Source organism: Serratia sp. FDAARGOS_506, assembly GCF_003812745.1.
In the GTDB taxonomy this organism is placed as follows: Bacteria; Pseudomonadota; Gammaproteobacteria; order Enterobacterales; family Enterobacteriaceae; genus Serratia.
The window spans coordinates 3,929,299-3,942,459 of record NZ_CP033831.1 but is presented as its reverse complement, the minus strand read 5'-3'; the positions used below and the strand labels follow the sequence as shown (position 1 = coordinate 3,942,459).

The window sequence follows — 13,161 nt, the reverse complement described above, 5'->3', positions numbered from 1 at the left end:
GCGAGGGTTAACGCTTGCTGTGGTGAATGATCTCTTCGGCCACGTTGCGCGGCGCTTCGGCGTAGTGGCTGAATTCCATGGTGTAGGTGGCGCGGCCCTGCGACATCGACCGCAGGGTGGTCGAATAACCGAACATCTCGGACAGCGGCACCTTGGCGCGGATCTCCTTGCCGCCGCCGCCCGGGATCTCTTCCATGCCCTGCACCAGACCGCGGCGTGAGGAGAGGTCGCCCATCACGTTGCCGGCGTAATCTTCCGGCGTTTCCACCTCCACCGACATGATCGGCTCAAGGATCACCGGATCCGCCAGGCGGCAGGCCTCCTTGAAGCCGAAAATCGCCGCCATGCGGAACGCCTGTTCCGACGAGTCGACGTCATGGTAAGAACCGAAGGTCAGGTGCACCTTGACGTCCACCACCTGATAACCGGCCAGCACGCCGTTGTTCAGCGCCTCGAGCACGCCTTTTTTCACCGCCGGGATAAATTCGCCCGGAATGACGCCGCCCTTGATCTCATCGAAGAATTCGAAGCCTTTGCCGGGTTCGTTGGGTTCGACGGTCAGCACCACGTGGCCGTATTGCCCTTTACCGCCGGACTGGCGCACGAACTTGCCTTCCACGTCGGCCACCCGCTTGCGGATGGTTTCGCGGTACGACACCTGCGGTTTGCCGGTGGTGGTCTCCACCCCGAATTCGCGGCGCATGCGATCGACGATGATCTCCAGGTGCAGCTCGCCCATGCCGTAGATAATGGTCTGGCCGGATTCTTCATCGGTGCGCACGCGGAACGACGGATCTTCCGAAGAAAGGCGCTGAAGCGCGATGCCCATTTTCTCCTGGTCGCCCTTGGTTTTCGGTTCGATCGCCTGGGCGATCACCGGTTCTGGGAAGGTCATGCGCTCCAGCGTGATGATGGCGCCGGGGTCGCACAGCGTATCGCCGGTAGTGACGTCCTTCAGACCGACGCAGGCGGCGATGTCGCCGGCGTGCAGCTCGTCGATGTCCTTACGATCGTTGGCGTGCATCTGAACAATGCGGCCGATGCGCTCCTTTTTGCCCTTGATCGGGTTGTAAACGCTGCTGCCTTTGGCCAGCACCCCGGAGTAGACGCGCACGAAGGTCAGCTGGCCGACGAAGGGGTCGGTCATCAGCTTGAACGCCAGCGCCGAGAATTTTTCGTTGTCGTCGGCTTTGCGGGTGATGATTTCATCGTGTTCGCCGTGGCCCTCCATCGGTGGCACGTCGAGCGGCGAGGGCATCAGTTCGATCACCGCATCCAGCATGCGCTGCACCCCTTTGTTGCGGAACGCCGATCCGCACAGCATCGGCTGGATTTCGCCGGCGACGGTGCGCACCCGCAGCCCGTGGACGATCTCCTCTTCGCTCAGCGGCACCTGGTTGAGATATTTCTCCATCAGCTCTTCCGAGGCTTCGGCGGCGGCTTCTATCATGTTTTCGCGCCACTCCTGCGCCGAATCGCGCAGCTCGGCCGGGATCTCTTCGAAGCTGAAGTTCATGCCCTGCGAGGCTTCGTCCCACAGGATGGCCTTCATCCGCACCAGATCCACCACGCCGCTGAAGTGGTCTTCGGCACCGATCGGAATAACGATGGGCACCGGATTGGCTTTCAGACGCTCGATCATCATTTTACGCACGCGGAAAAAGTCCGCGCCGATGCGGTCCATCTTGTTGACGAACGCCAGCCGCGGCACCTTATATTTGTTGGCCTGGCGCCAGACGGTTTCCGACTGCGGCTGCACGCCGCCCACCGAGTCATAGACCATCACGGCGCCGTCCAGCACGCGCATCGAGCGTTCCACTTCAATGGTGAAATCGACGTGCCCGGGGGTGTCGATGATATTGATGCGGTGCTGCGGATAATTATGCTGCATGCCGTTCCAAAAGCAGGTGGTGGCCGCCGAGGTGATGGTGATGCCGCGCTCCTGTTCCTGCGCCATCCAGTCCATGGTCGCCGCGCCGTCATGTACTTCACCCAGCTTGTGGCTGACCCCGGTGTAAAACAGAATCCGCTCGGTGGTGGTGGTCTTGCCGGCATCGATATGCGCGGAGATGCCGATATTGCGGTAACGTTCGATAGGGGTGGTGCGAGCCATAATCAACCTTTCTTAGCCGCGTGAAGGAGAGCGGCTTAAACAGCATGGATAATGGTGATAATCCTCATAGGGTTATCTGCCGGATCGCAGAGCCTCGCTCTGGTCACAAACTAATCGTAGTTGAAGGCGTTGGTTTTTTTAAGCGATGGCTGTGATAGATGAAAGTTTGCGCACAGGTGGAGAAAGGACGAAAAAAAGGCCCGTAACGGGCCTGTTGTCGAGCGGCGCATTCGCCGCTTATTTACGTCCCAGCAAGAAGCCGAAAACGATGCCCACCGCCGCCGCAACGGCCACGCCGGCCAGCGGGTTGGCTTCCACCTGGGTTCTTACGCTGTCTGCGGCGTCTCGGGCGGCATAGCTGGCCTGGGAGGCGTATTTGCGCGCCGCACCGCGCACCTGATGCTCCGGCGAATCGACGGCTTTGCCGAACGCTTCTTCTACCGCGCCTGCGGCTTCATTGGCTTTGTCTTCCGCTTTTCCAAACATGCTGCTCTCCTGATCCTTGTGGGTTAACGAACCCTAAGCCTAGCAGGTGGGTGACGTTTTTTGCAGCATTCTGTGCGTTATAAGAGCAATCCGAGCAGAGAAAAGTCTTGCCGATGGGCGGTGACGGCTTCACCCGCGTGGCTTTTTGTGTTCTATTGGCTAGCTGTTTAACCGGGTATCGTTAACCTTTGACCGATTCGTTGAGTTGAAAGGACTCCCCATGTCAGTACTGCGTATTCTGGCGCTGTTCGCCGCGACCGCCGCCGCGTTGCCCGCCCTGGCCAAACCTGCGGCTCACGGCGCGGCGGTCGAGAACGGCATCCGATGGCAATCTTGTCTCAACAGCGGTTTTCAGCGCTGGTTCGATGAGGCGCCGCCGCCGGGGCTGCGTTGCGGTTACCTCGAGGTGCCGTTAGCCTACGCCACGCCGCCTGCCCATGCTGCGCAGGCGGGCGAGCAGACCGTGCGTTTGGCGCTGACCCTGTTGCCCGCTACCGGGCCGAAAAAGGGCAGCGTGGTGATGATCAGCGGCGGGCCGGGCTTGCCGGGCATCAACCCTTATTTGGGTAATGACGCTCACGTTGCCAGATTGCGAAAATCCTACGATATCATCGGTTACGATCCGCGCGGCGTCGGCCAATCGACGCCGAAAATCTCCTGCCAGGTGGCCGAAGGCGACGAAATCCCGACGCCGGACGACAACGACGTGGCCGGTGCGGAGAACCAGACGCGCACCCTGATTTCCGCCTGCATTAAACAGACCGGCGCGGACGTGCTGCAACATATCGGCACCGACGAAGCGGTCAACGATCTGAACGCGATCCGCCACGCGCTGGGCGAACCGGGGCTGACGGCGGTGGCGTACTCTTACGGCACTAAGGTGGCGGCACTGTATGCCGAGCGTTTTCCGAAGAAAACGCGTGCGCTGGTGCTTGACGGGGTGGTGGATCTGGCGGAGGACGATTTCACCCAGCGGCTGAACCAGGAGCGGGGCTTCCAGCAAAGCTTCCTGCGTTTCGCCGCCTACTGCGGTAAAACCGACAGCTGCCAGCTGGGCGGCGGCGCCAATCAGGCGCTACAGCGCTATCACGCCTTGCTGCGCAAGCTGCATGAGCAGCCGTTCGTCACCGCGGCGGGTTATGAAATCTCCGCCGACGACGTGCTGACGGTCACGCGTTCGCTGCTGCTGTGGCCGGAGCGTTGGCACGAGCTGGCGACCGTGCTGCGCCAGCTCGATGCCGGGATCGCCGGACAGCAGGTTTCCGATCTGATCGACGAAAGCTATTCGCCGGATGCCGATGACGCCCTGAACGTCATCACCTGCGCCGACGTCGCCAACCCGACGGCCGATCCGCAACTGTTGCGCCGGCAGCGGCAGGAGATCAATACCGCCGCTATGTATGCCCACTATCTGCCGCTGCACGAATACCCGCTGGAAATGTGCGATCTGTGGCCGTACCGCGGCAAAGATCGGCCGCATACGCCGGTGGCGTCTGCCGCGTTGCCGCCGCTGCTGTTCGTCGCGCAGCGCTACGATCCGACCACGCCGTACCGCAACGCGCAGGTGATGGCCGCCGCCTTTAAAAGCCCGTTGATCACTCGCGAACGCGACGGGCATACGCTGGCGCTGAACGGCATCGACAGCTGCGTTGACGAAAGCGTGGTGGATTATCTGCTGGCGCCGAAAAAGCCGCGCCACGACAAGACTTGCCGTTGAGAAGGCCGGGCGGAAGCCCGGCCTTAAGTGAGTCAGCCGGCGAAAATATGCGCCTGACCCATCACGTTGAGATTGACCTGAGAACCGGGCTGCAGGCCTTCGCGGCTGACGGTTTTGATCTCGATTTGCGCGCCGCCGGCGGCCATTTGCAGGTTGAGCGTAGATACGAAGCCGGCGAAATCGATGCCGGTGATCACTGCCTGGCCGCGCTGCGCCGGATCTGACAAACCGATTTGAATCTGCTCAGGGCGCAGCATGATGCGCGCCGGGCCGCTGCGTTGCCGATCGTCGACGGCGATGCGCCCCAATGCGCAGTCGGCCCAGCCGTGCGCCAGTTCGGCGGTCAACACCAGCGTTTCGCCAAGGAAGCTGGCGGTCGGCTCATCGACCGGCCGCAGATAGAGATCTTGCGGCGCACCCACCTGCGCCAGCCGGCCGTTGCGCATCACTGCCACCTGATCGGCGAACGACAGCGCTTCGCTCTGATCGTGGGTGACCAGGATCGACGCCACTTTGGCCTCCGTCAGTAGTTCGGCGACCGCTTTGCGGGTGGCAGCGCGCAGGCCGGTATCCAGCGCCGAGAACGGTTCGTCCAGCAGCATCAACCGGGGTTGCTGCGACAGGGCGCGCGCCAACGCCACCCGCTGTTGCTGCCCGCCGGACAGCTCATGCGGCCACAGCGCGGCCAGACGGCGATCCAGCGCCACCATCTCCATCAGCGCCTCGATGCGCCGCTGTTTCTCACGCTTGCTGCCTTTAAGGCCAAAACCGATGTTGCCGGCGACGGTGAAGTGCGGGAACAGCGCGCCATCCTGCGGGACGAAGCCGATGCCGCGCAGATGTGCCGGCACCCAGCCGCCACCGTTGCCCATGGCTTGCCCCTGCAGCAGGATCTGGCCGCCGTCCGGAATTTCAAAGCCGGCGATGATGCGCAGCAGGGTGGTTTTGCCGGAGCCGGAAGGGCCGACGATCGCCGTACGGCTGCCGGCGGCAACCTGCAGATCGATGTGTTCCAGCACCCTGATGGCGTTGTAAGATTTTTCGATACCGTGCAGTTCGAGCGTGCTCATAGTCCCGCCGTGCGTTTAGATTGAGAATAAAGAAGCCAGGTGAGCGGCAATGACAGCGCTACCATAATCAGCGCATAAGGCGCGGCGGCGACGTAGTCTATCTCGCTGGTCAGCGCCCAAAATCCGGTGGCCAGCGTGCGGGTGCCGTTCGGCGCCAGCAACAGCGTGGCGGTCAGTTCATTGGCGATCGCCAGGAACACCAGCGCCGCGCCTGCCGCGGCACCCGGTGCCGCCAGCCGCAGCGTGGTGCTCCACAGCGCCTGCGCCGGCGATTTGCCGAGGCTGCGCGCCACGTTTTCCAATTCCACCGGCGCCTGCGCGATGCCGGCGCGCAGATTGATCAGCGCTCGCGGCATAAACATCAGCAGATACGCCAGCAGCAGGGTGATTTCGGTTTGGTAAATCGGCCGGAAGCTGTGAATGGTGATGGTCACCAGGGCCAGCGCCACCACGATGCCGGGTAGCGAGCTGGTGACGTAGTTGCAGCCCTCCAGCACTCGGTACAGACGGGCCGGATAGCGCACCGACAGCCAGGCCATCGGAATGGCGCACAGCGTGATCAGCAAAGCGCCGACGGCGGACAGCGACAGCGTTTGCCACAGCGCGGGCCACAGTTCGGCGTTGCGCCACACCTCGAATCCGCCCAGCCACAGCCAGCGGGCCAGGGTAATGAAAGGCACGCCCAGCGCCAGCGCGGTCAGCGAAATCGGCAGCAGCAGCGCCAGCGCGGCGAGCGGCAGCGAAAGGCGACGCGGCGTTTGGCTGCGTGCGCTGCCGGAACCGACACGGGCATAGCGCGCGCGGCCGCGGCTGAGAGCCTCAAGCAACAGTAACCCGAGGCAGCACAGCACCAATACGCCGGCCAGCATGTTGGCCGCCGGGCCGTTAAAGGTCGACTGGAACTGATCGAAGATCGCGGTGGTGAAGGTATCGAAACGGATCATGGCATACAAGCCATACTCCGCCAGCAGGTGCAATGCGATCAGCAGGGATCCGCCCCAGACCGCCAGCTTCAGCTGCGGCAGCACTACGCGGAAAAAGACCGCCAGCGGGCGGGAACCGAGCGAGGTGGCGACGTCTTCGATACCGGGATCCAGCCGGCGCAGCACGGCGGCGGCCGGTAAGTAAATGAACGGGAAATAGGCGAGCACCGAGATGAAAACCCCGGCGCCCAGGCCGCGCATCGACGGCACCAGGCTGATCCAGGCATAGCTTTGCACAAAGGCCGGCACCGCCAGCGGGGCGGTGGCCAACACCGCCCAGAAACGGCGGCCCGGCAGCGTGGTGCGCTCGGTCAACCAGGCCAGGGCCACGCCCAGCACGGCGCAGATCGGCAGCGTCAGCACCACCAACAGCAGGGTGTTCAACAGCAGTTCCGCCACGCGCGGGCGGAAAACCAGAGCTTTGACCGTTTGCCAGCCGGTTTCAAACGCCACGCCGATAACGAATCCCAGCGGCAACAGCGCCAGCAGCGACAGCAATACGGCGCTAGCCACCACGATCGCCCCCGGCCGCTGGTGACGGGGGACAACAGAATAACGCCGCGCGGTCTGCGCGGCGTGGGTACTCAGGTTTGACATAACGATCAAAAACTCTCGGTTTGCCGGCGGGTTTTACAGCAGGCCGGCTTCGGTCATCAGTTCGACAACTTTTTTACTGTTCAGCTGCGCGGCGTCTACTTTCGGTGCGTCCAGATCTTTCAGCGGCACCAGTTTCGGGTTGGAGGCCGCGCCGACGCCGACGGCGTATTCGAAGGCGTTGTTGGTGCGCAGGATATCCTGGCCCTGTTTGCCGGTGATCCACTTGATGAACGCCTGCGCCTGCTGCTGATGCTTGCTGGAAGCCAGCACGCCGCCGCCGGAGATGCTGACGAACGCGCCCGGATCCTGATGTTTGAAGTAGTACAGCTTGATGTTATTGCTGTTTTCGCCGGTTTTAGCGCCATCCACGAACGGGTAGTAGTGATAGATCACGCCGCTGTCGACCTGGCCGGCATTGACCGCTTTCATCACCGTGCTGTTGCCCTTATAGGCGGTGAAGTTGGTTTTCATCGCTTTCAGCCACTCCAGCGTCGCTTTCTCGCCTTTCAGCTCCAGCAGCGCGCTGACGATCGCCTGGAAATCGGCGCCCGACGGCGAGGCGGCCCAGCGGCCTTTCCATTCCGGTTTGGCCAGATCCAGCAGCGACTTCGGCAACTGCGCTTCGGTCAATTTGGCCGGGTTGTAGACGAACACGGTGGAGCGGGCAGCGATGCCGGTCCAGCGGCCGTGGCTTGGGCGATACTGCGGTTCCACCTGGGCCAGCGTCGCGGCGTCCAGCGGGGCGAACAGCTTGGCGTTATCCACCAACACCATCGCCGGGGAGTTTTCCGTCAGGAAGACGTCGGCAGGCGAAGCGCTGCCTTCCTGCACCAGCTGATTGCCCAGCTCGCTGTCGCCGCCGTTGCGCAGCGTGACCTTGATGCCGGTGTCTTTGGTAAAACCGTCGACCCAGGACTTCACCAGATTTTCATGCTGGGCGTTGTAAATAACGATGCCCTGATCGGCGGAGGCCGCCTGAGCGCCGAAGGCCAGCATCATCGAGGAGGCGAGCAGGGCGACAGGGCCGAGAGATGAAATACGCAGCTTCATGCAGTTATCCTTTTTAGCGTTCGAATGAGGAAAACGAATATCGCCTGGCAAGCGCAAGCAGCCCGATTTTAGCCAAGAACATCAATAATGATAGTGAAAACGATTCGTATTAAATTATTTTTGACGATCGCTCACAAAATGAATCGCCCTAAGGATAAGTTAAGTTTCGGCTGGGATAATCTGTATTGATTGCCTGAATGGAATTGGGGCGTGTTATCTCACAGTGAGCGGCCAACCTGCCATCGCAGGCGGCCGCCCGTCAGGCTTGCTTCTTGTCAGGCCGGCACGAACTCACCGTTGCCGAAGCCGAAGAATTGCCCGTTGATGCTGGCAGCGTACTGCGGCGGATGAACCAAAGAGGTCAGCACCCGGCCATTCTCCAGCAGCGTCAGAACGATCGAACCGGGGTTAATGGCCAATTGCAGGGTTAACGGAACGCCGATCAGATTTTCGGCATCGGGCACGGTGCCTTGTAAATAGATCGTCGGGATATTGATGTTACCGCCTGAGCCGGTGCCGGTGGCCTGGCCGATAAAACGCACCGATGTACCGCTTAATGGGGCATTGGGACCAATATTGGCGAGCTGTGCGGAAATTTGCACGGTCTCCGCATGTGGCGCGCAGCCACATCCGCATCCACAGCCTTGGAAGCTGAAGTAGCCGCAGATATTTTGTTGGCACCCGCATCCACACAAGGATTGTGGATGCACTTGCTGGTTGAACGCCGGTTTCAATTGCGGATGTTGGTTGAGCAGCGCCTGACGGCTCTGTACTTCCGCGTTATAAGCGTCACGTGATTGTTTATTCAATGCGTTAGCCTGTTCAGGCGTAATATCTTGCAATGAAGGCATAGGTAAACTCCTGTGATTTTTGCTGAGTCAGTCTGAAATGCATATCACGCTGAATCCGGTTAGCAACCAGACAGGTAATTGCATCCGAATGGAAATAGTCATTTATCATCGACAGAGAAACGCTATGGCAAACAGGCCATTAACGTCATATTTTTACGCCAATGAATCTTATTTCCGTTTTGCTCTTTTGATAATCATTGTTTATTCAATCATTCGCCAGTTATTGTTTTTACCGGCGATGGCTTCATGCGGGATCAGAAGCCATTTAAAGGTAGTTAGGCGTCATGGAAATAGCAAGATGGTTTTTTAACGTTATTTTTAAATTGAAATGCTATTGATTTCTTTAGTCTATTATTTTGCTGTTAATCTTCTTTTTGTTTTTTGCAATTGTTTGATTTGCATAATTTAAATTATTTTCCTTTCTGTAAGTGGTTGAGGTGCTTGTATTTTTATGTGGCGGCTTTCATTACTTTGTTTGTTTTTATTGGATATTTTCAGTGTATTCATCAGTATGACAATTAAGATTGGTTTTGTATTTGACTAATATCGGTTCTTTGGCAAACCTGTAATGGAGGTTTGTCCGTTGCAATGTTGACGTTTTGTTATCGGCTGGAGATATTTTTCTCCCGTCATTTCATTCTTTCCGTCTGGATTTCGCTAAGGCGTTAATAACATGTGCTCGCGGCCATACCTGCCGACGCGAATTAAGACTCATGCTCAGTAAAAATATCGAGAGAGGTGCCTATGTCTAATGGACCATTTTATACCAATCCGATCGTAGTCATCGATGTGGTCAATGACTGCGTACATGTGGAGATGGCGATCGATGGAGGGCTATACGAAAACGTATTCCCACTGTCGGTAGCGGCCAATGAAGCTTATCCGAAACTGCTGGTGAGTCTGGCGATCCAGGCGCAGGCGAGCGGCAAACCGTTAATGGTGTGGGGGGAACCCGGCCCGAAACCGGCTAAAGGCCTGCCGCTGTTCGGTATCACGACCGTGAACATCAAGTAGAAGCCGGCAGCACGCGTTTGCGCTGGGCGTCGACTGAGCGGTGAGGAATATTCCTTTGATAATGAAAGAAATTCAACACCGCTTTTGGTTATGACTCATAGCGATTAATGATTTAATTTATTTCACTGCCTCATTGCATATTAAACGCGATAAAACACTAACCATGGATGTCGACGTGAAATATTCATTTAATGGCAAGAAACTGACTGGTTTAATCCTCCTGGCTTTTAACGCTGCGATCGCTCAGGCGGCCGACGTACCGGCGGGCGCTAAATTGGCGCCGGTACAGGAATTGGTGCGCGCCAACGGGTATGAGCCGGCGACGCTGGATCCGAACCTGGCCGAGAGCAACGTGGAATTCTACATCTTCAACGATCTGTTCGAAGGCCTGCTGCGCGTCGGGAAAGACGGTGAAGCGATCCCGGCGTTGGCGCAGAAATGGGAGCATCAGGGCAACGTCTGGACCTTCCATCTGCGGCCGCAGGCCAAATGGTCGAACGGCGATCCGGTGACCGCCGACGATTTCGTCTACAGCTGGCGGCGCCTCACCGATCCGAAAACCGCGTCGCCTTACGGCAGCTATCTGGCTTCGGCCTATGTGTTGAATGCCGCGGCGATCAATGCCGGCAGCAAACCGCCGAGCGAGCTGGGCGTCAAGGCGCTGGACGTGCATACCCTGCAGGTGACGCTGTCGGAGCCCAATTCCTACCTGCTCAAGCAGCTGGTGCATTTTCCGGTCTTGCCGGTTAACCGCAAGGTGGTGGAGCAGTACGGCAAGAACTGGACTCAACCGGCGCATTTTGTCGGTAACGGCGCATTCCGCCTCAGCCAGTGGGTGGTGAACGAAAAGGTGGTGGTGGAACGTAACCCGCAGTATTGGGACAACGCCAACACCGTGCTCAACAAGGTGACGTTCTTGCCAATACAGGGCTTCCCGGAAGTGGCGCGTTTTCGCGCCGGCGAGGTTGAGTTGGGGTATACCACGCCGCCGGAGCTGTATCAGCAGCTGAGAAAAACGCTCGGCGAGCAACAGCTGGTGACCTATCCGCTGCTCTCCACCAGTTATTTTGCCTTCAACAACCGCCAGGCACCGTTTAACGACCTGCGGGTGCGCCAGGCGCTGAATTTGGCGCTGGACAAAGAGATTATCGCCGGCAAGGTACTGGGATATGGCCAACAACCGGCCTGGACCTTTACCCCACCGGGGGCGGGCGGCTATAGCCTGCAGCCCGGCGCTGCGGCCGGCTGGACGCCGGAACAACGGCACGCTCAGGCGAAGCAACTGCTGGCGCAGGCCGGTTTCAACGCCGAGAATCCGCTGCGCTTTACCGTGTTGTACAGCAACGACGCCACCATCAAGAAGATCGTCATCGCCGCCGCCGCCATGTGGAAAAAGAACCTCGGGGTAGAGGCCACCTTGCAAAGCCAGGAGCGTAAAGTGACGCTGGATAATATCAATCGCGGGCAGTACAGCGTGGCCTTTACCCGCTGGCTGGCGGATTACAACGATCCCTCCACTTTCCTGAACGTGTTCCGCTCCGACAGCAGCGAGAACAGCCCCAAATACCATAACCCGGACTACGACCGCATTCTGCATCAGGCAACGGCGGCGCAGACGCCGCAGCAAGTGCAGCAATACTTCCAGCAGGCCGAGACGGTGCTGGCCGCCGATACGCCGGTGGCTCCGGTGTACTACGAGGCCAACGCCACGCTCATTAAACCCTACGTGAAGGGGATCGACTTTACCCCTCAGGGCGCCTTGTACGATAAGAACGTCTACCTTCTCGAACACTGAGAAATAAAAAAGGCGGCTGATTTATATCAGTCGCTTTTATAGATTCGCGTTTAATAACATTATCCTAAATACTCCATAAACGACGGACAATCTTTTCTTCCTGCTGAAGAAAACACCGCCTATACTGCGCCGGTAGTTTATATGCAGTATCTCGTTTGGCGAGGCTCCTATACAAACACAGGTTACTGATCTGACGACATCGAGAGATGCCCAAGGTTAAGACAGGCTTTATCGGATTAAGGTTCAGCCCAAAGTAACTTCCGAGTAACAGCTCGGATACGTTGTATAGTGCTAAAACCTGGACGCGGAGATAGGCAGTCTGCACTCCCTCTGTGGTTACGCCCCTATGCGATTCGCTGTTGAAGTTCAAAACAGAAATAGGGACTGACAAAATGATTAAGTCACATCAACACTATTCTTCTCCGGCGCTGAGCGCGACCGAAACTCTCGACGAAACATCGGTCGCCGGTTATATGAACGCCGATTTTATTACTGTTCCCGCAACGATGACGGTCAATCATGCCCGGGAATATTTACTTTCACAGCTTAAAACGGACGAAATTCCCACCCGGGTATTTATTACCGCGGACGATTATCATCTGCGCGGCACGCTGTCGGTAAAAAAACTGCTGCAGTGCGATGAGCAGGATAAAGCGGTCGGCGTGATGATGGATCACAGCTATTTTCAGGTTTCGCCCGACGACGATCGCAACGATGTAGCGCACCTGCTCGGCAAGGGCGGCCTGGACGTGGTGCCGGTCGTGGCGAACAACACGCTGGTCGGCGTGTTGGGGGAGCGAGAGATCGCCCGCCTGGTCGAGGATGAAAACACCGAAGACGCGCAGCGCCAGGGCGCGAGCCTGCCGCTGGACAAGCCTTATCTGGAGACCAGCCCGTGGGCGCTGTGGCGTAAACGTTCGGTGTGGCTGCTGATGCTGTTCGTCGCCGAAGCTTACACCGGCAACGTGCTGAAGGCGTTTGAAGATCAGCTCGAAGCGGCGATTGCGTTGGCGTTCTTCATCCCGCTGCTGATCGGCACCGGCGGCAACAGTGGCACCCAGATCACCTCGACGCTGGTGCGCGCCATGGCGCTGGGTGAGGTCAGCCTGCGCAATCTGGGCGCGGTGATCCGCAAAGAAGTGACGACCTCGCTGCTGATCGCCGTCACCATCGGCCTGGCGGCCTGGGTACGCGCCTGGATCATGGGCGTCGGCATGGAGGTGACGTTGGTGGTCAGCCTGTCGCTGGTAGCGATCACCGTGTGGAGCGCGATTGTCTCGTCGATCATTCCGATGCTGTTGAAACGGCTCGGCATCGATCCGGCGGTGGTGTCTGCGCCGTTTATCGCCACCTTTATCGACGGCACCGGCCTGATTATTTATTTCAAAATTGCCCAGCAGGTATTGGGTATTTAACCGCCTCCGCCCGATCTTGCGGGCGGAGATGTAAATCATTAATGAGGAGGGCGTTAAAAAACATGAATGC

At 58.7% G+C, this 13,161-nt stretch carries 10 protein-coding genes and 1 riboswitch; of the genes, 4 read left to right on the top strand and 6 right to left on the bottom strand.

The features are described 5' to 3' along the window. Positions 1-7 precede the first annotated feature (7 nt). A complete protein-coding gene (gene fusA / locus EGY12_RS19110; RefSeq protein ID WP_015377944.1) occupies positions 8-2,113 on the bottom strand; it encodes an elongation factor G in 2,106 nt (701 codons plus the stop codon). Between the two features lie 237 nt (positions 2,114-2,350). Then, complete coding sequence (locus EGY12_RS19105; protein WP_004938127.1) at positions 2,351-2,599, bottom strand: DUF883 family protein; 249 nt, start codon at positions 2,597-2,599, stop codon at positions 2,351-2,353. A 220-nt stretch (positions 2,600-2,819) separates the two neighbouring features. On the opposite strand from EGY12_RS19105, the gene EGY12_RS19100 reads away from it, so the two are divergent. Further along, the gene (locus EGY12_RS19100) at positions 2,820-4,316 is read left to right on the top strand and encodes an alpha/beta hydrolase (protein WP_123895009.1); all 1,497 of its coding nucleotides are present in this window, start codon (positions 2,820-2,822) and stop codon (positions 4,314-4,316) included. Positions 4,317-4,348: 32 nt separating this feature from the next. Here the strand turns inward: EGY12_RS19100 and EGY12_RS19095 are convergent, their stop codons facing one another. From EGY12_RS19095 to EGY12_RS19080, 4 genes are all read right to left on the bottom strand, one after another. Then, positions 4,349-5,386 carry an ABC transporter ATP-binding protein gene (locus EGY12_RS19095; RefSeq protein WP_123895008.1) on the bottom strand — a complete coding sequence of 346 codons (1,038 nt, stop codon included), beginning with the start codon at positions 5,384-5,386 and terminating at the stop codon, positions 4,349-4,351. Further along, entirely contained in the window at positions 5,383-6,966 is a 1,584-nt protein-coding gene (locus EGY12_RS19090) for an iron ABC transporter permease (protein ID WP_123895007.1), read from the bottom strand. Before EGY12_RS19090 ends, EGY12_RS19095 begins: the two co-directional genes overlap by 4 nt. 33 nt (positions 6,967-6,999) lie before the next feature. Beyond that, positions 7,000-8,016 (bottom strand): iron ABC transporter substrate-binding protein, encoded by a 1,017-nt coding sequence (locus tag EGY12_RS19085; RefSeq protein ID WP_123895006.1) that lies wholly within the window; start codon positions 8,014-8,016, stop codon positions 7,000-7,002. Between the two features lie 275 nt (positions 8,017-8,291). Further along, a complete protein-coding gene (locus EGY12_RS19080; RefSeq protein WP_123895005.1) occupies positions 8,292-8,867 on the bottom strand; it encodes a hypothetical protein in 576 nt (191 codons plus the stop codon). A 744-nt stretch (positions 8,868-9,611) separates the two neighbouring features. Here EGY12_RS19080 and EGY12_RS19075 point away from each other — a divergent pair. The 3 genes from EGY12_RS19075 to EGY12_RS19065 all read left to right on the top strand — a co-directional run bounded on the left by EGY12_RS19075 (position 9,612) and on the right by EGY12_RS19065 (position 13,091). Then, positions 9,612-9,881 (top strand): hypothetical protein, encoded by a 270-nt coding sequence (locus EGY12_RS19075; protein ID WP_049199097.1) that lies wholly within the window; start codon positions 9,612-9,614, stop codon positions 9,879-9,881. A gap of 163 nt (positions 9,882-10,044) precedes the next feature. Then, positions 10,045-11,676 carry an ABC transporter substrate-binding protein gene (locus EGY12_RS19070; RefSeq protein ID WP_371415372.1) on the top strand — a complete coding sequence of 544 codons (1,632 nt, stop codon included), beginning with the start codon at positions 10,045-10,047 and terminating at the stop codon, positions 11,674-11,676. 143 nt (positions 11,677-11,819) lie between these two features. Further along, positions 11,820-11,993, top strand: a riboswitch (M-box (ykoK) riboswitch). A gap of 75 nt (positions 11,994-12,068) precedes the next feature. Then, positions 12,069-13,091, top strand: a complete 1,023-nt coding sequence (locus EGY12_RS19065) for a magnesium transporter (RefSeq protein WP_049199101.1) — start codon at positions 12,069-12,071, stop codon at positions 13,089-13,091. The last annotated feature ends 70 nt before the right edge of the window (positions 13,092-13,161 follow it).

What these genes read in the sequence shown, in the direction of transcription:
- fusA (WP_015377944.1), bottom strand. Translation starts at nt 2,113, where the DNA reads ATGGCTCGCACCACCCCTATCGAACGTTACCGCAATATCGGCATCTCC.
- EGY12_RS19105 (WP_004938127.1), bottom strand. Translation starts at nt 2,599, where the DNA reads ATGTTTGGAAAAGCGGAAGACAAAGCCAATGAAGCCGCAGGCGCGGTA.
- EGY12_RS19100 (WP_123895009.1), top strand. Translation starts at nt 2,820, where the DNA reads ATGTCAGTACTGCGTATTCTGGCGCTGTTCGCCGCGACCGCCGCCGCG.
- EGY12_RS19095 (WP_123895008.1), bottom strand. Translation starts at nt 5,386, where the DNA reads ATGAGCACGCTCGAACTGCACGGTATCGAAAAATCTTACAACGCCATC.
- EGY12_RS19090 (WP_123895007.1), bottom strand. Translation starts at nt 6,966, where the DNA reads ATGTCAAACCTGAGTACCCACGCCGCGCAGACCGCGCGGCGTTATTCT.
- EGY12_RS19085 (WP_123895006.1), bottom strand. Translation starts at nt 8,016, where the DNA reads ATGAAGCTGCGTATTTCATCTCTCGGCCCTGTCGCCCTGCTCGCCTCC.
- EGY12_RS19080 (WP_123895005.1), bottom strand. Translation starts at nt 8,867, where the DNA reads ATGCCTTCATTGCAAGATATTACGCCTGAACAGGCTAACGCATTGAAT.
- EGY12_RS19075 (WP_049199097.1), top strand. Translation starts at nt 9,612, where the DNA reads ATGTCTAATGGACCATTTTATACCAATCCGATCGTAGTCATCGATGTG.
- EGY12_RS19070 (WP_371415372.1), top strand. Translation starts at nt 10,045, where the DNA reads ATGGATGTCGACGTGAAATATTCATTTAATGGCAAGAAACTGACTGGT.
- EGY12_RS19065 (WP_049199101.1), top strand. Translation starts at nt 12,069, where the DNA reads ATGATTAAGTCACATCAACACTATTCTTCTCCGGCGCTGAGCGCGACC.